Origin of the sequence: Vibrio sp. RC586, from assembly GCF_000176715.1 — a bacterium.
Lineage (GTDB): Bacteria > Pseudomonadota > Gammaproteobacteria > Enterobacterales > Vibrionaceae > Vibrio.
On the sequence record NZ_ADBD01000010.1, the window covers coordinates 224,811 to 243,918 of the forward strand.

Annotated in this window: 18 protein-coding genes and 1 pseudogene; 5 read left to right on the top strand and 14 right to left on the bottom strand. The window is 44.7% G+C overall.

Features of this window, described 5'->3' with window-relative positions:
- Positions 1–174 precede the first annotated feature (174 nt).
- The 4 genes from yciH to VOA_RS07005 all read right to left on the bottom strand — a co-directional run bounded on the left by yciH (position 175) and on the right by VOA_RS07005 (position 2,804).
- Entirely contained in the window at positions 175–486 is a 312-nt protein-coding gene (gene yciH / locus VOA_RS07020; RefSeq protein ID WP_000177183.1) for a stress response translation initiation inhibitor YciH, read from the bottom strand.
- 9 nt (positions 487–495) lie between these two features.
- A complete protein-coding gene (locus tag VOA_RS07015; RefSeq protein ID WP_000257352.1) occupies positions 496–879 on the bottom strand; it encodes a DUF3319 domain-containing protein in 384 nt (127 codons plus the stop codon).
- A 192-nt stretch (positions 880–1,071) separates the two neighbouring features.
- Positions 1,072–2,076, bottom strand: coding sequence for a D-alanine--D-alanine ligase (locus VOA_RS07010; protein WP_000169441.1), 1,005 nt, complete (start codon positions 2,074–2,076; stop codon positions 1,072–1,074).
- A 149-nt stretch (positions 2,077–2,225) separates the two neighbouring features.
- Entirely contained in the window at positions 2,226–2,804 is a 579-nt protein-coding gene (locus VOA_RS07005; RefSeq protein WP_000724565.1) for an SPOR domain-containing protein, read from the bottom strand.
- Positions 2,805–3,018: 214 nt separating this feature from the next.
- On the opposite strand from VOA_RS07005, the gene VOA_RS07000 reads away from it, so the two are divergent.
- On the top strand, positions 3,019–5,700 hold the full coding sequence (locus tag VOA_RS07000) for a bifunctional acetate--CoA ligase family protein/GNAT family N-acetyltransferase (protein WP_001016196.1): 2,682 nt from the start codon (positions 3,019–3,021) through the stop codon (positions 5,698–5,700).
- A 51-nt stretch (positions 5,701–5,751) separates the two neighbouring features.
- Here the strand turns inward: VOA_RS07000 and VOA_RS06995 are convergent, their stop codons facing one another.
- The 4 genes from VOA_RS06995 to VOA_RS06980 all read right to left on the bottom strand — a co-directional run bounded on the left by VOA_RS06995 (position 5,752) and on the right by VOA_RS06980 (position 9,527).
- Positions 5,752–6,639, bottom strand: a complete 888-nt coding sequence (locus VOA_RS06995) for a LysR substrate-binding domain-containing protein (RefSeq protein WP_000950826.1) — start codon at positions 6,637–6,639, stop codon at positions 5,752–5,754.
- Between the two features lie 422 nt (positions 6,640–7,061).
- Positions 7,062–8,759, bottom strand: coding sequence for an SgrR family transcriptional regulator (locus VOA_RS06990; protein ID WP_000098128.1), 1,698 nt, complete (start codon positions 8,757–8,759; stop codon positions 7,062–7,064).
- Between the two features lie 81 nt (positions 8,760–8,840).
- The gene (locus VOA_RS06985) at positions 8,841–9,074 is read right to left on the bottom strand and encodes a DUF3389 domain-containing protein (protein ID WP_000236588.1); all 234 of its coding nucleotides are present in this window, start codon (positions 9,072–9,074) and stop codon (positions 8,841–8,843) included.
- Entirely contained in the window at positions 9,075–9,527 is a 453-nt protein-coding gene (locus VOA_RS06980) for a hotdog fold thioesterase (RefSeq protein WP_001029267.1), read from the bottom strand.
- Positions 9,528–9,771: 244 nt separating this feature from the next.
- On the opposite strand from VOA_RS06980, the gene VOA_RS06975 reads away from it, so the two are divergent.
- Positions 9,772–10,563 carry a M48 family metallopeptidase gene (locus VOA_RS06975; protein WP_000549657.1) on the top strand — a complete coding sequence of 264 codons (792 nt, stop codon included), beginning with the start codon at positions 9,772–9,774 and terminating at the stop codon, positions 10,561–10,563.
- Positions 10,564–10,825: 262 nt separating this feature from the next.
- Here the strand turns inward: VOA_RS06975 and VOA_RS20520 are convergent.
- From VOA_RS20520 to VOA_RS06960, 3 genes and pseudogenes are all read right to left on the bottom strand, one after another.
- Positions 10,826–11,135: pseudogene (locus VOA_RS20520) on the bottom strand (RNA-binding S4 domain-containing protein); the annotation flags it as partial.
- Positions 11,136–11,345: 210 nt separating this feature from the next.
- Positions 11,346–12,014: a glutathione S-transferase family protein gene (locus VOA_RS06965; protein WP_000565049.1), complete on the bottom strand. Its 669-nt coding sequence runs from the start codon at positions 12,012–12,014 to the stop codon at positions 11,346–11,348.
- A gap of 11 nt (positions 12,015–12,025) precedes the next feature.
- Complete coding sequence (locus tag VOA_RS06960) at positions 12,026–12,637, bottom strand: glutathione S-transferase (RefSeq protein WP_000780733.1); 612 nt, start codon at positions 12,635–12,637, stop codon at positions 12,026–12,028.
- A 102-nt stretch (positions 12,638–12,739) separates the two neighbouring features.
- Between VOA_RS06960 and VOA_RS06955 the strand changes: the two genes are divergently transcribed.
- The 3 genes from VOA_RS06955 to VOA_RS0118375 all read left to right on the top strand — a co-directional run bounded on the left by VOA_RS06955 (position 12,740) and on the right by VOA_RS0118375 (position 15,271).
- On the top strand, positions 12,740–13,321 hold the full coding sequence (locus VOA_RS06955) for a TetR/AcrR family transcriptional regulator (RefSeq protein WP_000101313.1): 582 nt from the start codon (positions 12,740–12,742) through the stop codon (positions 13,319–13,321).
- Entirely contained in the window at positions 13,318–13,743 is a 426-nt protein-coding gene (locus tag VOA_RS06950; protein WP_000571096.1) for a PPC domain-containing DNA-binding protein, read from the top strand. The genes VOA_RS06955 and VOA_RS06950 overlap by 4 nt, the downstream gene beginning before the upstream one ends.
- A 211-nt stretch (positions 13,744–13,954) precedes the next feature.
- Positions 13,955–15,271, top strand: a complete 1,317-nt coding sequence (locus VOA_RS0118375; RefSeq protein ID WP_001247658.1) for a M16 family metallopeptidase — start codon at positions 13,955–13,957, stop codon at positions 15,269–15,271.
- Between the two features lie 104 nt (positions 15,272–15,375).
- Here VOA_RS0118375 and VOA_RS06945 read toward each other — a convergent pair whose 3' ends face one another.
- From VOA_RS06945 to VOA_RS06935, 3 genes are read right to left on the bottom strand one after another with little or no spacing between them, the layout of a single operon-like run.
- Positions 15,376–16,968: an ABC transporter ATP-binding protein gene (locus tag VOA_RS06945; protein ID WP_001286633.1), complete on the bottom strand. Its 1,593-nt coding sequence runs from the start codon at positions 16,966–16,968 to the stop codon at positions 15,376–15,378.
- On the bottom strand, positions 16,965–18,020 hold the full coding sequence (locus VOA_RS06940) for an ABC transporter permease (protein ID WP_000677380.1): 1,056 nt from the start codon (positions 18,018–18,020) through the stop codon (positions 16,965–16,967). Before VOA_RS06940 ends, VOA_RS06945 begins: the two co-directional genes overlap by 4 nt.
- Positions 18,020–19,102 (bottom strand): microcin C ABC transporter permease YejB, encoded by a 1,083-nt coding sequence (locus tag VOA_RS06935; RefSeq protein ID WP_000954180.1) that lies wholly within the window; start codon positions 19,100–19,102, stop codon positions 18,020–18,022. Before VOA_RS06935 ends, VOA_RS06940 begins: the two co-directional genes overlap by 1 nt.
- Between the last annotated feature and the right edge of the window lie 6 nt (positions 19,103–19,108).

The following is a 19,108-nucleotide window of genomic DNA, read 5'->3' on the forward strand; positions in this document are numbered from 1 at the left end:
ACCCCTCCTTCTGCCAAGAATTGAACATAACTGTATTTACCATAAAATACCTAATAATCATAATTACCATTTGCAATGTTAACTATGATCATTGGTTGTACTTACAACAAAAATGGTATGGGTCAAAGGATTTTCGATTAGATTTGAGTTTCGGTAGATGTAAAAAAGCGGGTTTTAACCACCCGCTAGTTTCACTTTATAACCTCTGGCTTCGATTAGCGTTTTCAAGAGATCTCTAACATCACCTTGAATTTCAATCTCACCATCTTTAACTGCACCCCCGCAGCCACATTTTTTCTTAAACTCAGCCGCAAGCAATTTCAAAGCAGTGTCATCGACATCTAATCCCTTAATAATGGTAACTCCTTTACCTTTTCGCCCTTTAGTTTCTCGAAATATCCGGACAATACCATCACCTTTCGGACGCTCAATTTTTACTTCTTCAGGCTTAATGCGCCCAGTTTCTGTTGAGTACACCAATGTCATAGGTTGTTTCTATCTTTTTTGTTGTGTCTGTTGTTGTATCGCTTTCTGTCTCGCTAAGACATAAGCTTCGATATGTTTTTGAATGGCGATTTTAGAACCTTTAATCAAACGGCCATTAAAAAAGCAATACCACGCATTAGACTCACCAGTGTCATTTTTTATGGTAAATCCATTGAATTGCTCTTGAGCTCCCGCTGAAACTTCCCGTTTCTGACCTATTGACTCGAACTCTTTGGGGTCAATGATCGAAGCGGTATCACAAAACCAATCAATACTTTTTTTTACTGCCGCTAAATTGCCACTAAGTACATGATTTTTGATCCTGACTTGCCATATTTCGGCTGGGTTATCAGCCGATTGGAGATTAAAACCTCGGTAAATTGCAACAGCCATATACACTCTGCTTTTTTGTTGATACTACCTAAATAATAATTCTATATCTCAGGTTATCAAGTTTAATATCGCTAATTCGTTAGCTTACAGAGAGTTATCTCATATCTTTTAGGACTTTTCCCAGTCTGTTATCACTTTTCAATGGTAAGTGGTAGATATTGAAAAGTGACAACGCAACTTAGGCGAGAGACCTTACTTAGTTTTTGCCAAGGTATTGGTAACACATAAAGCGAGAAATTCGCTGAATTGATGACCGTTGTGCTCCAACATTTTCGGGAACATTGAAATGGGTGTCATTCCCGGGAATGTATTAACTTCATTCAAATAGATTTGCCCATCTTGTGTTAGGAAAAAATCAATACGAGATAAATGACGTAATTTCATGTGGATGAAAACACGTGCTGCACATTGCTGAATAAGGTTATGTTGTGCCTCAGTTAAGTGTTCAGCTTCAATAACGGTACGAGAATGACTGCTTGCACTGTATTTTTCTTCATAAGAATAAAAGGCATCTTCTGGGGCAATGACTTCCCCCGGTTTGGAGATATGTAGTTGCCCATTCATTTCGTATGCAGCAACTTCAAGCTCTCTTGGTTTGACCGCTTTTTCGACTAATACTTGCTCAGAAAATCCAAATGCAGCTTCTATCGCTGGAGCTATTTGTTCTTCTCGAGTGACTTTGTAACATCCAACCGAAGATCCTTGCCGAGCAGCCTTAACAAAAATGCTGCCCCAATTGCGGAAGGCTTGCTGAGCTTTTTCTATTGAATCAGTGGTATTTTGAGTTAGAAAGAGATATGGCGTATTAGGAATATCTAACGCGTCATACCATAGCTTTGATGTGATTTTATTGAAGCTATTTGCACTAGCCTCTGGTCCACAGCCTAAATAAGGAATACCCGCTAACTCTAGCATTGATTGGATATCACCGGTTTCACCAGGAAAACCATGAATACAAGGAACAACAAAGTCAATGGGTTGGCTAATCTTGTCACCATTCAATGTAGCGCTGTTGGTGTCGAGATAAACCAACTCACCTTGCTCAGAAAACCATCCATCTTTTTTCATCTCAACACGAATAACATTGAATTGAGGTGTAAGAGCGAGTTGTTGTTGGATGTAGTTTGCTGAAACAAGAGAAATTTCGTGCTCAGAGGAGCCGCCACCACACAAAAGTAGAATAGTTGTCTTAGTCATTAATCTTTCCGTGACACCGAAGTAGTAATTGATGGCTATGATAGTTCATTCAAAATGAACTTACAGTCAATGTTATCGTTTCTCACGAAAACTTCATTTAACTGTTCATAGAACAAACAATAAAGGGGCCTTAGCCCCTTTAGGAAGTGTTAATTTAGTTTATTGAGCGTTGGAAACTCGGAGTTCTTAATTGAATCAATGCTTTTTACGAAAGGTTTCATAGAGCGTAAGTCGCTGGGTAGCATGGAAATGGCTTCCGTGGCTTCTTGTCGAGTGGCATAGTCGCCGAAAAGAACGGTATACCATTTGGTACCGTTAACCATCTTGTAGTTTTCCCAGATCGGTTGCCCATTTTTAGGTAGTTTAGAGGCAAATTGATCAACTTTGCTTTGTGCACCTACGGCTACAACTTGAATCGTAAATCCATAGCGAGGGTTCATCGCTACCTGTTTCGCTGTTGGTGGAGTGATGGAAACTGCAGGTTTTGCCTGCGGACTCATTTTAACGACTTTTTTCTCGGTTTCGGCAGGTGTCATCTTGACAACATTTTGTTCAACGTTTTGTTCAGAAATGCCTTCTGCTGCACCGTTTTCAGAGATGATAGGTTGCTCAACTGCTGCAACAGCGAACTCTTCGCGATGACTTTCTGTCTTCACGTCCGTGGTATAACTACCAGATGCGCAAGCGGTGAGAAGAATGGATAGCCCAATAACTGTGATTTTTTTCATGGATTTAGTCATGCCTTAGGTACAAAGTGCTTTAAATCATGCACATTGAAACCGATAGAATCAAGCATACCGCATCAATATATGCACCTATCCTGTGATTTGTGACACAAAGTAATCAAAGGGAACTGTAAACTCGATCACAGAGGTCTTTTTCGGCCCAACAGAGTTCACAAGAATTGGTTACCCTATAGATATTTAATAAGGCAGGCAGAATATGAATCACTTGAATCAACTGCTTAAACCCAAATCTGTAGCAGTCATTGGCGCATCTATTCGCCCTTTTCGCGCAGGTAATATTGTGATGAAAAACTTGCTTCAAGGCGGGTTTGATGGTGCAACTATGCCTGTTACGCCCTATTACCCTGCGGTTTGCGGTGTTTTGGCCTACAAAACGATCTCTGATCTGCCCATCACACCAGATATTGCCATTCTTTGCACTCACGCCTCCCGAAATGTAAGTCTCTTTAAACAACTAGCAGAAAAAGGGGTAAAGCAGGTTATTGTATTATCTTCTGACATGTATTCCTTAGATGCACAGGGAGAGGAAATTCAGCGTCAGTGCATGATGATTGCGAAAGCCTCTAATATGAGAATTTTGGGTCCCAATAGCCTTGGTTTGATCTTACCTTGGATCCAGTTCAATGGTTCGTTTTCCCCCGTTTCTGCCTTAAAAGGGAATATTGCCTTTATTTCTCAATCAGCTGCCGTGTGTACCACAATTCTGGATTGGGCTAATGATAAGGGAATTGGTTTTTCAGCCTTTATCTCTTTAGGCAATGCGAGTGATGTGGATTTTGCCGATTTGCTCGATACCTTGAGTACCGACAAGTACACCGATGCTATCTTGCTTTATGTAGACACGATTCGAGATGCTCGACGCTTCATGTCTGCCGCTAGGGCTGCATCACGTAACAGAAGGATCTTAGTGCTAAAAGGCGGCCGAACTAAAGCCGGACGTAAAGCCGCGCAAATGCACACCGGAGGAGATGATACCTTAGATATCATTTATGATTCGGCTATTCGTCGCACTGGAATGCTAAGGGTAAACAATACCCATGAACTCTTTGCTGCAGTGGAAACCTTAACACATTCTGTTCCATTAAGAGGTGAACGACTCGCCATCATTACCAATGGCGGTGGCCCTGCGATTATGGCGGTGGATGCCCTACTCGAACGAGGTGGCAAACTTGCACAACTTGAGGACTTGATTTATGAAAAATTGAATCAAACCCTGCCTCAAAGTTGGTCTCACAGTAATCCCATCGATATTGTTGGGGATGCAGATCATCAACGCTACGTCGCAACACTCAATATTCTGCTAGAAAGTGAGAATATTGATGCTATTTTGATCATGCACAGTCCGTCAGCTATTGCCCACTCAGAGCAGACCGCGCAAGCTCTGGTCGATGCGATTCAAAAACACTCTCGTGCAAAGCGTTTTAATATCTTAACCAATTGGTCTGGTGAGCTTTCTGCCAAACCAGCCCGTACTATTTTTAACCGAGCAGGAATCCCCACTTATCGTACACCGGAAAGTGCTGTTACCGCTTTTATGCATTTGGTGGAGTACCGAAGAAATCAAAAGCATCTGATGGAAACTCCAACCACGACTGAGGTCGTGCATGCCTCAGAAATGCAAGCGGCCAAACAATGGATAAAAGATCAACTGGGTGAGCATGAAGATGTAAATTTAGATACTCACCATATTGGAACCTTGCTTAAATGCTTTAATTTTAGCGTGTTGCCCACATGGATCGCCTCCGACAGTACCGAAGCAGTACATATTGCAGAAACTATTGGTTACCCTGTTGCTGTCAAATTGCGCTCTCCCGATATTATCCATAAATCAGATGTGCAGGGAGTGATGCTTAATTTGCGTAACCGCGTTGAAGTAGCTAATGCAGCGCAGGCCATCCTTGATCGAACGCAGCTCTCTTTCCCGTCGGCAAACATTCATGGCTTGTTGGTACAAGGAATGGCTAAACTGGCGGGAGGAGAAGAATTAAGGATTAAGGTGAAAACAGATGCTACCTTTGGTCCTGTTATCTTGTTGGGTCAGGGCGGGTCTGAATGGGATGAATCGCTCGATGCTGCAGCGGCTTTGCCACCCCTCAATATCACACTCGCCCGCTACTTGATTGTGCGCGCTATTCGTAATGGTAAAATTCGTCTGCAAAAACTGCCCGTCCCGATTGATATCGAAGGTTTGTCTGAGTTTTTAGTTCGCATCTCGCAAATGGTAATTGAGTGCCCTGAGGTCCATGAGTTAGATATCCATCCTTTATTGGTTAATGGTAGCCAGTTCACTATCCTTGATGCCAATTTAGTACTGCGCCAATTTAGTGGTGACGCCCAGAACCGACTAGCCATTCGCCCTTACCCTACGGAGTTGGAAGAACGTTGTCAGGCTCGAGACGGAGAGTGGCTCACTGTTCGGCCCATATTGCCGGAGGACGAACCGAAACATGCCTCCTTTATCAAAAAAGTGTCAAAAGAAGATTTGTACAAACGCTTTTTCTCTGATGTCGGAGAGTTTAATCATGAAGCGTTAGCGAACTTGACTCAAATTGATTTTGACCGAGAAATGGCATTTGTGGCTGTCAGTGGTGATGGAGAAAACTCTGAAATTATTGGGGTCTCTAGAGCGTTGATTAACCATGAAAACACCGATGCAGAATTTGCCATACTGATCCGGTCCGATTTAAAAGGTAAAGGTTTAGGGAGGATATTGATGCGAAAAATCATTGATTATTGTCGTTCCAAAGGAACACTACAGATGTCAGGTATGACGATGCCCACGAATCGCGGAATGCTCACTCTCGCACAAAAGATGGGGTTTGAAGTAGAGATTCATTTTGAAGATGGTACTGCTGATATGGTACTCCCGCTGCTTTAACCTAAGTAAAGTGACAGAAGATCCGCGAGATCCTCTGTCACTTTTAAAGATCTACACCCAACGCCAGTTCTTTTTCAGATACTGAATACACCAAGACTTCGCTTCCCCCATTTGATTGCGTCGCCAAGCCAGTACGATTTCCATCTCCGCGTCTTCTGAGCCGTTAATGTATTGCAGTTCACCTCTATCAATGTAAGGTTGGGCAACTTGTTCGGGCAGCGTACCAATCCCCAAGCCTGCAACCAGCGCTTTGCACTTCGAATCCAAATTACTAACAGTTAAACGAGGTTGACGTTGAAGAATGTTCACACTCATCGCCGGCTGCTCACGCGCTGTATCTGCGATGGCTATAGCGCGGTATTTCTCTCTAGCTTCATTGTTGAATTCACCGGAGCGGCGATGTACATAGTGCGTAGGTGCAGCCACCCAAATCATTTTCACTGAACCGATCGTCTCCGCTTTCACCTCTTGGGGCAGCGCATCGATACGAGGACAAATTAAGAGATCGGCTCGCCCTGTTGCCAAGGCTTCCCAACAACCAGCAAGAATTTCATCTTGAATACGAACCCGAGTTTTACTGATGTTGCCAAGGGCTTCCACCATAGGAAATAGATTGGTGGCAGGAACAATACCATCGAGTGCGATGGTGATATCGAGCTCCCAACCATTCGCGAGTAATGTTGCATCATTAACCAGTTTTTCCGTTGCAGCGAGAATCGCCCTGCCCCGTTCTAAGATCAGTTTTCCCGCCTCGGTAAAATTGGCTCGGTGACCGGAACGATCGAAAATCATCAGATCCAAATCTTGTTCTAACTTTTGTATTTGATAGCTCAAAGAGCTAGGTGCACGATTGAGTTCATTTGCAGCGGCAGCAAAGCTTCCTCTACGTTCTATGGCATCCAAAATATGTAAGGCTTCTAGGGTTATTGGACTTAGCAAAGCGCTCTCCTAAGGGTTTCAAAGTCGTATGGAACCGTTGAAACGGCTAATCCGTTGTCAAAAAGCATAACTCTTTTACAAGACATACCACATAACAGAGTGCGCTGTCATGGCTGAAGTTCAGCAATCGCCTTACCAAACAAGTACAAAAAAGCCAGCGTAAGCTGGCTTTGGGTCATCTGAGAACGTTTCATTCAAAAGGAAATTGAAAAGTGATGAAATGAATTATTTGTTCTCGCTCATCTCTTTTTTCACCATTACTGCGGCAGCAACGATAAAAGCAATGATCAATGCCAGTTCCACTTATCCTCCTAAGAGTTTCTATTGAATTCGCCAATAGTCTAGCACTGGGATAGTACATAAGCAGTGTTTATTTTGTGAAACTGGTCAATTAGCGATCGAGATCAAAACGCATTTAAACCTTACGAAGAAGTCAGGTCTGGTTTCACCCAAACTTGGCTGAAGTCAAACCAACCGAGCGCGTTACATTTCGCATTTTGCAGGGCGCCACATTGGTCTTTACTGATCCCAAGCCAGCAATGGAACATCGGGATCAATTGATACTTTTCTACCAAGGATTTACCTAATTCTTTCGCGGGAAAAGCGGTTGAAGGGTCAGCACGCCAGGTATCAATTAAACTTACCCATTGATTGAAATCATCACTTTTACTCAAAAATTCGATATCAGAATAGTTGAGCAGCCATCCAGCTAACGCATCATCACGATGGTTGGCAATTCCCATAGGTTTTATCCAAATATCCACCTGTTCTGTCTCAAGCACGGTATGTTCATATTTGATGACATTTACGCCGATCCCATCTTGATGCAGTAATTGTTTAATCGCATTGGCGACCGTAGGAAACATCGGATGCTGCGCATGATAAGCAATGGTCAATTCACGCGCTTGAGGGGGCAACGTTTTATGCTGCGAAGTGGAATGATGATACCAACCTGGCTTCAACCCATAAGCAGGCAAAACTCCAAGCTCAATAATTTTCTCTTCAGGTAACAGCCTAAACAGACTAAAAGCATTCAGCTTTTCGGATAAATATCTTGCCCAATGACTATCTTTAGCCACTCCATTACGGCGATTGAGTAATAAATAAGTACAACCAGGATCCAACTCCACCTCTTCCGTTGAAGAACCACGAGCGGTCTTCATTGGATTGGATAAGCTTGGAAAAACCATCGACGAGTGCACTTCATCAATCACCCATACTTCGACACGGTCGAGCAGTGGCCGGAAACCGAAGTAACCGTCAAAAGCTTGTAAAACCAAGCGTTTTTCATCATTAAGAACCACTTTATAAGGTCCGGTACCCACCGGCATCAAATCAAAATCAGGGTTACGATCCACCTCTGCTGGTAGAACTTTGGCACAAGCTTCTGCCAGTAAGAGTGGTAATTGTACATCCGGCTTTTGCAGATAAATATCCACAGCCCAAGGATAAGGAGAATCTACGCGATCAATGTGAGCGAACAAGTTGAGCAAACGCAATTGCCAGAGGTTTTGCACCACAAGTTCAGTGGTTAACAAATTTCCATTATGGAAACGAACCCCTGGGCGCAGATAGAATCGCCAATGTGTTTCTGAAATGGCTTGCCAAGCGTGGGCCAGATCGGGCTGTAATTGTTCATCTTCATCAAGGCGAGTCAAACCGCTAAACACTTGTCTTGCGATATGTTGCTCCGAGCGACGCATCGGTTTCTGCGGATTCAGCATAGAAAGCTGTCGGTAATATGGCAGTCTAACGACTTGTAGCCCCTCTTGGTGTTGAACACCCAAGTAGCTCTCAATAACTTGGGTTAATTTCGCCGCATCTTGATCAAGTACGGAAAAGGCTTGGCTTATTTTTCCTTCATTGAGATAGCGCCGAGCGAGATTTTCACTGACATCTGCACGGCTGCGTTTAAAAATCAGCTGTGAAAGTTTGCCGCGCCCAGCGGCTGGATGCCATTCAATCCAGCCCTCTTCTTCCATTTTATTCAGAACGATCCGCGCATTACGGCGGGTACAGAACAGAATTTCCGTAACATCATCTAGCTGAGTATCGGTATCCTGACCTTGAAAGTGTTCAAAGAGGGTCTCGAATTGAACGCGTAAGCGTGGGCTGCTCATAAAGAGGAAATCTCATAAAGAAAGTACTGCTAGGTAGTTTCCTTATTTTTTGAACTTTGAGCAAGCTAAGATAAAAAACTTTTAAAGCACATCACAACCCAGAGTCTGAGCTATCGTTTGCAACTGGGTTTCGTCATCCAGCTTGATTGACCACTTACTTCCACTTCCGTTGGCAATCATGATGTTTGCACCATTCGTCATTAATGTAATCATATCGGCATCCGCTTGCAGCGTTGCGAAATTCGTGTCGCCGAGTCGAACCACCACTTCATGGGGAGTAAGGATGATTTTTCCGCTTTTAAATTGAATAACCACTTACACCTCTAAACCTGGCATTGTTCTTTTTGCCCGAGCGCGTTTAACAGCAACGGTAAGGCGACTGATGCAAACTAACCTATCTTGCTCATCTTTGATTTCAATCTGCCACACTTGGGTTGATATGCCCATATGAAGAGGAACCGCAGTACCCATTACGGTGCCTTCACGCATGGCACGTACATGGTTGGCATTGATATCCAAACCCACGCAATAAGCGTCTTCCCCAACACTAAAGTTTGCAGCAACCGAACCCAAGGTTTCCGCAAGCACAACGGAAGCACCACCATGTAACATACCCAAGGGCTGATGTGTGAAATGGCACACAGGCATAGTGGCAGAGATACTATTTTCAGTTAACTCGGTATAAACGATATTTAGATGTTCAATCAGAGTATTTTTTGAGGTGGCATTGAGCACTTCAAGACTGATAGGTTTATTCCAAATCGCCATTACAATGTTCCATAAACATGAATAAGGCGATTATTGTACGGCTCTAACACACTGATACCAAGCAACAAAGTAATAGAAGCAGAGCAACCCCCAATTATTTGCCAGAGAGCTTGATATAACTAACAACGGGCACAACGCATAAATCAAAGAGATGATAAACCATCAATGGTAAGGGCTAACATTGCGATTGTATGGTGCTAATATGAGGCCATCCTTTGGTCGCCACTGAATTAAGGAAAATAAAATGCACAAAACTCGATTGGCGCTCACTTTAATGATGACCATCAGCTTAGCTGCCTGTAGCGCTTCACCAACGGGTAGAAATCAGTTACTGCTCTTTTCTGATAATGATATGAGCCATTTAGGCGCACAGTCTTTTAGCCAGATGAAACAAGATATCCCTATCAATAAAGACTCTAAAACCAATAGTTATGTACAGTGTGTGGCAAATGCAATTACGGCTCAGGTCCCCAAACAACAGGGCTTTGAACAGTGGGAAGTAGTGGTATTTGAAAGCGATCAAGTGAATGCGTTTGCTCTTCCTGGGGGCAAAATTGGCGTTTACACCGGTCTTTTGAAAGTTGCGATTAATCAGGATCAGCTAGCGACAGTGCTCGGTCATGAGGTCGCGCATGTACTATCCAATCACAGTAATGAGCGTTTATCACAGTCACAATTAGCTAATGCAGGGTTACAACTGACGGACATCGCAATTGGTGCATCAGAGTATAACCAGTATCGCAGCCTCACCATGGCTGCGTTAGGTGTAGGTGTTCAGTACGGGGTGATTTTACCCTATGGACGGAGCCAAGAATCAGAGGCCGATGTGTTAGGACTTGCATTAATGGCCAAAGCCGGATTTGAACCGAATCAAAGCATCGAGCTTTGGAAAAACATGGCCAAAGCCTCAGGCGGAAACCAACCCCCAGAGCTGCTTTCAACCCATCCATCACACAGCACTCGTATTAATGATTTAAGTGCAACAATTGCTTCGTTGCCTCCCCACCAAGGTAACAGAGCACATTGCGCTATGTGAAGTGAATGCGTTAATCGGATGAATTAAGCATCAGACTGACTCAAAAATCCGCAGGCTTTATCATTATGGCCTGCGGATAAAGTCACAACGTCACGTTAAAAGAAACGAATCGCACTGCGGCCAGAAGAGGATTTCTGGTCGCTTTTTTTTTCTTGACTCTCGCCCTTCGATCGATTCTTTGCCACGGGTTTAGACTTAGTGCTACCTTGCTTTTTGGACGATGGCTGTGAGTTTGACGATGATTTATCTCGTTTACGCTCATTCGACTTAGCTGGCTCAACTTGGGTCCCTAGCTCAGGTTCGGAGACTGGGGCATCACAAATCACCACATAAAACTCTTGGTTAAATTCGATCAGATCTCCGTCAAAAATTTTACAGCGCTTCCGAGTTTCTACTTCACCATTAACGAACACGTACCCTTCGCTAATCACATGCTTGGCTTCGCCCCCACCGCTGACTGCGCTGGCTATTTTTAGCACTTTGTACAGTTCAATAGGCTGGTTAGAAACTTCCACTCCGATAGCTTCAATTTCGATTTCTTCATCTTGTGGGTTGAATTGCTCGTCTGACATGACTTTACTCTCAAAAAATTTTACGCAGTTTAGCCTTTTCAGCCATATTTACCAACGCTGTTACTGCAAGTCATTACGCTAATCGACGTTGATTTATTACATGTCAGGTCAATATTTCGAGAATCCTCATCAAAATCCCCTCCCCACTTGAAGTTGCAACCTATCCAGCAACAACTTCAAGCCGCTTGGGAAAGCTTTAACTGGTGAAATTTAACGTGTCACCATTTTTTGAATTTGTTTGGCTCGTTCTTCATCACTGACTGTGCTTGGAGGTGGCACGGTTAGGCCTTTTACTACAGCAGGACGAATAGAAATGTTATTCATCCAACGTTGTAAATGTGTCAAACCATCAATAGAGATCCCGCTCCACTCATGAATTCGAACCCACGGGTAAGTCGCGATATCAGCGATCGTGTATTCCTCACCGGCCAGATATGCCGTTTTGCTCAATTGACCGTCCATCACTTCAAACAAACGACGCCCTTCTTTCTGATAGCGCTCGATTGCTGGTTGGATTTTTTCTGGGAAATAGCGATAAAACACATTCGCTTGCCCCATCATGGGACCCACTCCACCCATTTGGAACATCAGCCACTGAATGACTCGTGAGCGAGCCTTGGTTTCTTGTGGTAAAAATTTTCCTGTTTTCTCAGCGAGATAAATCAAAATTGCACCAGATTCAAATACAGCGAAATCTTCATTATCACGATCGACAATAGCAGGGATACGTCCATTAGGGTTGATTGCTGTAAAAGCAGGCTCTTTTTGCTCATTGCTAGAAAGATTCAACGCATGAGTGTTGTATTCCAAGCCCATCTCTTCAAGAGCGATAGCAATTTTATAACCATTGGGGGTTGCGGCAGTATAAAAATCAATCATAGCGAAATTCCTTATTGAAAAGCGGGGCGTTGGGTTAGTTGCTCAAACCAACGGCTAATATGCGGGTAATGTCCAAGCACTGGCAATTCCAACGCTTTGTGGGCAAAACCAATAAAAATGTAGGCGGTAATATCAACAATGGTGAAACGGTCTGAAGCAATAAATTCAGATTGTGCTAAACGCAGCTCAAGCTGAGGTATAAATTCAGCTACGCGTGCTTTGCTCTCTTCCCCCCAAGCCTGTACGCAGTTTTCGCGATCTTTATAAATACCGGTTAAATTTCGAAATGCTTGGAAACCGGCATAAAGGCCTTGAAACTCAACAACCCTGTGCCACATTTCAACTTGCGCCTGCTCTAATGCCGAGCGTCCAAATAGCTGCAGCGAGTTAGGATTCGCTTGATCAAAATAACGGCAAATCGCGACACTTTCACAGAGGGTGGTTCCATCATCAAGTTCTAACAGTGGTACTTTACCGTTGATACTTTTGCTTTTAAATACTGCGGATAAGTTTTCCCCACCACGAACATCCACAGAGACACGCTCAACCTCTAAGCCTAATTCTTTAAGAAAAATCGATACTCGACGGCTGCTTGGGGTCATCGCGGTTTCATATAATTTCATTCTGGCATCCTTAATTTCTTTTTCTGAACGATCGTTCTGGATATACTCTACGCAGTTTCTGAACGTTCAGTCAAGAATATATTTTGAGAAGTAGAGTTTCCAATGGCACGAAAATGCAACTTTGATCGAGAAGAAAAACTACGCGAAGCAATGACGCTATTTTGGCAAAAGGGTTATGCCAATACTGCGATTTCTGATTTAGTCGAACACTTACAAATCAACCGCTTCAGCCTTTACAATGCGTTTGGTGATAAACAAAAACTCTATTACGAAGCATTGGATCGCTACCTGAGTCAAATCAGTTCTCCCGCTTTTAAGGCTTTAGCAAAGAAGGATGCGAGCTGGCCAGAGTTAAAAGCCTTCCTCGCTAGTTTCGCTGCTATACAAAGAGAAGCTAAAAATGGCTGTTTTATCCAAAATGCCTTGGTAGAACATGCAGATACAGATAGCGAAGTGCTTGCCAAAGGCCATGCTCTATTCGATCAACTATTAAATTTGATGACCAGCGCTCTTAGCAATGCGATCACGCAAGAGCAAATTCCATCTCTTATACCCGCTGAAATGCTCGCTAAACTGGTACTAACCCAGATGCAAGGTATGCGTGTTTTGGGCAAGGCACAGCGCCACGCAGATCTCGAACAGGGGTTTCAGGCGTTAGTGGCGTTGATTGAGGGCAAAGCATGATAGAGCTGATCGCAGTACGTCTCACTCAAGGTGATGATCTCAAACAGCAGATCGCACAATTAGTGAGAATGCATGGGATACACGCCGGCTCTATTGCTTCTTGTGTGGGGTGTCTTTCGCAGTTAAATGTCCGTCTTGCTGATAGCGTTTCTACTCTAAAAATGCTTGCTCCCTTTGAGATCCTTGCCCTTAGCGGCACTTTGACTCACGATCATTGCCATCTACATATCGCTGTCGCGGATGCTCAGGGCCATACTTGGGGAGGTCATTTACTGGAAGGTAATCTGATTAATACTACGGCTGAACTCATGATCCACCACTACCCACAGCACCGTTTTACCCGTCAGTTTGATCCAAACACAGGCTACAGTGAGTTATTGATTGACTCATCAGAATGTCTCAGGCGTGAGATCGTCAGTTAAACGAATGAATTAGAATTGACACATGCAGTGAGGCAATACAAAATCGCGCCCGTTCAGTTTATCGTCAGTCTCAGTTCCCACATCGCACTTGGCGGTGTTGCCTATCTCGAAAAAAAGGGCCTATCAAGCGGAACACGGAAGTTGTTGATGACAAAACTAAACAACATCCCGTTGTTGTGTGATCTTGACATCCTATCGAGAGGATTCTGCCTTGCGCCCTTTAAAAACTTTGGCTCGTACACTAAGCCTTACTCTATGTTGCTCTGGATTATTACTCGCCCCTGTAATTCATGCTCAATCGGCCAATGAACTGTGGTTTGAGCGTAGTGATTTACAACTCCCTCGTCAGACTTCCGTAGGGGTATTGGAAAATGGACTACGGTTCGTACTTCTGCCCATACCGAACTCACAGCATAATATTGCTGTACGTGTGGTGATGAACGCTGGTCTTCTCCAAGAACAAGGTGGGCAAGAAGGCAGCTCGATGTATGCCGCGGCGCAAACTCTTGGGCAATTTCCTTCGGTTGCTAAAGCGCAGCTTGAACTAAACCAAACCGTACTCAGCCTACATGCTAATTCCGTAAATCAGATGGATTCAGCATTGAGCGAATTAGCGATAGCTTTAGTGAATGATTCACCGCTTAACGCGAGTGAACTTGAGAAAACTGTTGAAAACATTGCGATAGATGGTCGCTTACTAGCTCCAGCATTGAGTTATGCTCAGCAACAGCAAATTCAACGCAGTTTCAATGCTCTACAGAACCATTTGAGCCAAGTCAATAGCGCACAAGCTATGGGCTTCAAACAGCGTTTTTATGCACCGAAAAATATAACGCTAGTCGTAGTCGGTGATTTTAATAAACGCCAATTGGAACAACGGATTGCAAAGCAGTTTGGGGATTGGCAAAGAACGGCGGCTACTATTCCCAACCCAGTGGTGATTCCAAGTTTGCATACTCAAACGCAGATTACGACTAAGCAAGATGTCAGTTTCAATGCCCTTTCCTCTTACTTACCCGAACGTGATAGTAAACAACAGCGTCGTGAAACTATGTTGATCCAAGTTGCGAATGCTGCGTTACAAAACCGATTGAACCAAATACTTCAGCAAGAGGGTTTGTCTGCATCCACTCAAGTTGAGTGGATGATGGATAAAGCAGTTTGGTCAAGTGTGACTGTTACAGGTGTCACTCAGGAGCAGAGCGATAAAATTCAGCAACAAGTGCAAGCAGAAATTCAGCGTGCTCTAGCCAACGGTTTTAGCAAAGCGGAATTTGAACTGGCGGTGACAACGATACGTGCCCGCTTGCTAGCTCAGACGGAATTGAGCCCTGCGGATCACATCCGAAATCAAGCCGATCGCTTGGTGAATGACATTGCACAGCGCAAAGTCTACCTAGCCCCCTCTTCAGAACTGGCGCTGTTTGACCTCTTCATGGCACATGCTTATGAGGGGGATTTAACCCCAGCACTAAAACAGAGTTGGTCAAATCCACCCATTTTGAATATCGTGCCATCCGCTTCGTAATTGATGCGATTGAAACCGCCCTCAAATTGAGGGTGGTTTGCTATTAGCCGTAGTCAATTACAATGGCATACCTTCGCTAGCGCATCCTCCAACGACTCGATACGCTAAGCCAAAGACAAGCGCACTAACTCTTGTGTGTAGGGATGCGTTGGGTTTTCAAACAGAGTTTGGGTTTCCCCCTGTTCAATAATCTCCCCCGCTTTCATCACAATGGTATGGTGGCACAGCGCACGGATCACCGCTAAATCGTGACTGATGAACAGATACGTTAAGTGGTACTTTTGCTGCAATTGCTTGAGCAGCTCCAATACTTGGGCTTGAACAGTGCGATCGAGAGATGATGTTGGCTCATCGAGCAAAAGAAACTCCGGTTTTAACACTAAAGCTCGGGCAATCGCGATGCGCTGACGCTGACCACCGGAAAACTCGTTGGGGTAGCGATGTCGAGTTTCAATATCCAACCCTACTTCTTGCATCACGGCACAAATCGTTTGGTCGATCTGGTCATCATCCGTTTGGCTATGCACACGTAAACCCTCACCAATGACCTGCGCTACGGACATCCGTGGGTTAAGTGCCGAGTATGGGTCTTGAAACACTACCTGCATTTTGCTGCGATAAGGCAGCATCTCCCGCCGATCGAGAGCTTGAAGATCTTGTCCAGAAAAACGAATCACGCCTTGTGAAGTTAACAATTTTAAAATCGCCATCCCTGTTGTCGATTTTCCCGAGCCACTTTCGCCGACTAAACCGAGCGACTGTCCTTTAGGGAGGGTGAAGTTCATGTCCGTCACGGCTTTGATATACGCTTGCGTGCGCCGTAAAAAACCACCCTTGATCGGAAACCATACGCGCAAATGTTCAGTTTGAAGTAGTGTTGGACTGTTGGGCTGAATAGGCACAGGCAATCCAGGTGGATCGGCATTAATCAACTGCTGAGTATAAGGATGTTGCGGGGCATTAAATAATGCCTGACATTGATTGGTTTCTACCAGTTGCCCACGCTGCATTACGGCCACACGGTCGGCAATTCGGCGTACTATGCTGAGATCGTGAGTAATAAACAGCATGGCCATACCCAATTCTTGCTGGAGCGATTTGAGTAAGTCGAGGATCTGCGCTTGAACAGACACATCCAAAGCGGTAGTGGGTTCATCAGCAATCAACAACTCTGGCTCATTAATCAACGCCATTGCAATCATCACCCGCTGGCGTTCACCACCAGAGAGTTCATGTGGGTATGCGTTAATTTTCATTTCTGGGTGACGAATGCCAACCTTACCAAGCCACTCGATGGCTTTTTGTTCAGCTGCGGTGGCACGCATTCCCCTATGGATCGCCAGTGTTTCCACGAGCTGCTTACCAATTTTGTGCAATGGATTTAGCGAAACCATGGGCTCTTGGAAAATCATACCAATTCGCCCACCACGGATCCCACGCAGAGCTCGCTCTGAGCATTGCAGCGTATCTATATCCGCAAAACGTATGCTGCCACCGAGGTAGTACGCGGAGCCTTTGGGAAGTAAACGCAATATAGCGTTCGCCGTGACGGATTTACCCGATCCACTCTCTCCTACTAACGCTAAGGTTTCACCGCGAGCCACTTGTAAGCTCACTCCTTGCGTTACCGGTTGAACGCTGCCCTGTACGCCAAAGCCTACGGAGAGGTTATCGATCTTTAATACCCAATCACTCATGAGGATCTCCGCTGTAAATTTGGATCGAAAGCATCACGCACTGCTTCACCGATGAAGACCAGCAGAGTCAACATGACTGACAGCACCACAAACGCTGAAATGCCAAGCCAAGGCGCTTGTAGGTTCGCTTTACCTTGCGCAAGCAGCTCTCCCAATGAAGGCGAACCGGCAGGTAAGCCGAACCCAAGAAAATCTAATGAAGTGAGTGTGGTAACGGAACCCGAGAGAATGAATGGCATCATGGTTAGTGACGCCACCATCGCATTGGGCAACATATGGCGCAGAATAATCCGTGTATCACTGACTCCCATTGCTTGTGCTGCTCGCACATAATCAAAATTTCGGCAGCGCAAAAATTCAGCACGCACCACGCCCACTAAACTCATCCAACTAAACAGCACCATAATACCAAGCAGCCACCAAAAGTTAGGCTCCACAAAGCTCGAGAGTATGATCAGTAAGAATAACGTTGGCATTCCAGACCAAACTTCGATAAAACGCTGACCAAACAGATCCAACCAACCGCCGTAGTAACCCTGAGTCGCGCCCACCAATACACCAATTAGTGATGAGATCAGGGTTAACACAAATCCAAACAGCACCGAGATCCGAAAGCCATAAATGATCCGCGCCAAGACATCACGCCCTTTATCATCGGTCCCTAGCCAATTCACCGCATCCGGTGGTGATGGTACGCTGCCTGTAATGTCGAAATTAATGGTGTTATAGTGAAACCGAATTGGCGGCCAGATGATTTGTCCTTTTTCTTCAATTAACTGCACCACATAGGGATCGGTGTAGTCCGCTTCGGTATCAAATTCGCCGCCAAATTGTGTTTCGCTGTAACGCTGCACAATCGGTGCATACCAATGGCCGTCATAATGAACGAGCAGTGGTTTATCATTTGCGATCAATTCTGCGAATAAACTCACCACAAACAGCAGTAAGAAAACCCATAAAGACCAAAAACCACGTCGATTGGCTTTAAACCTCGCCCAACGCGCGTCACTTAAAGGATTCAGAGCACGATTTTTGCGTAACAACCCCTTCATTAGCGAGCCTCAAAATCAATGCGTGGGTCGACCCACATGTAGGTTAAATCGGAGACAATTCCTAGAAGTAGCCCCAGTAGAGTCATGATGTAGAGTGAACTGAACACCAACGGATAGTCGCGTTGTATGGTTGCTTCAAAACCAAGCAGTCCAATCCCTTCAAGGGAGAACATCACTTCAATCAACATGGAGCCGGTAAAAAAGATACTGATGAAAGCACTCGGAAATCCTGCAATGATGATCAACATGGCATTGCGAAAGACATGTTTATAAAGAATCCGTCGCTCATCTAGCCCTTTAGCGCGTGCGGTAACAACATATTGCTTGTTAATTTCATCCAGAAACGAGTTTTTGGTCAGCATGCTTAAGGTTGCAAAACCGCCCACCACCATTGCGATGGTGGGAAGCGTTAAATGCCAAAAGTAGTCGATGATCTGCTCATACCAAGGTAACACCGCGAAATTATCAGAAACCAGTCCACGCAGTGGGAACCAACTGAAATAGTTACCGCTAGCAAACAAAATAATCAAAATAATGGCGAATAAAAACCCTGGGATCGCATAACCAATAATCACCACGGCACTCGACCACACATCAAATCGTGAACCATGATGAATGGCTTTACTGATGCCCAAAGGAATGGAAATGAGATAGATGAGCAAAGTACTCCACAACCCCAGAGAAATGGAAACAGGTAAGCGCTCCACAATCAGATCAATAACATTACCGCCACGAAAGAGGCTTTCACCAAAATTAAAGGTGACGTAGTCTTTGAGCATTTGAAAATAGCGTTCATGTAGCGGTTTATCAAACCCAAATCGGCGAGTGATTTCTGCCACCACTTGGGGGTCAAGCCCTCGTGAGCCTTTGTAACCAGAAGTGTGCGCTTCCGTGGGAGCGGCTACTTCTTGTCCCCCGCCGGAGAAGCGCTCCATCACGCCGGAAGTATTGCCTTCCAACTGGGCTATAGCCTGCTCAACAGGGCCTCCCGGGGCTATCTGAATAATAAAAAAGTTAATGGTGATGATGGCCCACAATGTGGGCACCACCAATAACAAACGGCGCAGAATATAACTGAGCATTGCAAC

Coding starts and splice junctions, on each gene's coding strand:
- yciH (WP_000177183.1), bottom strand. CDS start 486: ATGACATTGGTGTACTCAACAGAAACTGGGCGCATTAAGCCTGAAGAA.
- VOA_RS07015 (WP_000257352.1), bottom strand. CDS start 879: ATGGCTGTTGCAATTTACCGAGGTTTTAATCTCCAATCGGCTGATAAC.
- VOA_RS07010 (WP_000169441.1), bottom strand. CDS start 2,076: ATGACTAAGACAACTATTCTACTTTTGTGTGGTGGCGGCTCCTCTGAG.
- VOA_RS07005 (WP_000724565.1), bottom strand. CDS start 2,804: ATGAAAAAAATCACAGTTATTGGGCTATCCATTCTTCTCACCGCTTGC.
- VOA_RS07000 (WP_001016196.1), top strand. CDS start 3,019: ATGAATCACTTGAATCAACTGCTTAAACCCAAATCTGTAGCAGTCATT.
- VOA_RS06990 (WP_000098128.1), bottom strand. CDS start 8,759: ATGAGCAGCCCACGCTTACGCGTTCAATTCGAGACCCTCTTTGAACAC.
- VOA_RS06980 (WP_001029267.1), bottom strand. CDS start 9,527: ATGGCGATTTGGAATAAACCTATCAGTCTTGAAGTGCTCAATGCCACC.
- VOA_RS06975 (WP_000549657.1), top strand. CDS start 9,772: ATGCACAAAACTCGATTGGCGCTCACTTTAATGATGACCATCAGCTTA.
- VOA_RS06965 (WP_000565049.1), bottom strand. CDS start 12,014: ATGATTGATTTTTATACTGCCGCAACCCCCAATGGTTATAAAATTGCT.
- VOA_RS06960 (WP_000780733.1), bottom strand. CDS start 12,637: ATGAAATTATATGAAACCGCGATGACCCCAAGCAGCCGTCGAGTATCG.
- VOA_RS06955 (WP_000101313.1), top strand. CDS start 12,740: ATGGCACGAAAATGCAACTTTGATCGAGAAGAAAAACTACGCGAAGCA.
- VOA_RS06950 (WP_000571096.1), top strand. CDS start 13,318: ATGATAGAGCTGATCGCAGTACGTCTCACTCAAGGTGATGATCTCAAA.
- VOA_RS06945 (WP_001286633.1), bottom strand. CDS start 16,968: ATGAGTGATTGGGTATTAAAGATCGATAACCTCTCCGTAGGCTTTGGC.
- VOA_RS06940 (WP_000677380.1), bottom strand. CDS start 18,020: ATGAAGGGGTTGTTACGCAAAAATCGTGCTCTGAATCCTTTAAGTGAC.
- VOA_RS06935 (WP_000954180.1), bottom strand. CDS start 19,102: ATGCTCAGTTATATTCTGCGCCGTTTGTTATTGGTGGTGCCCACATTG.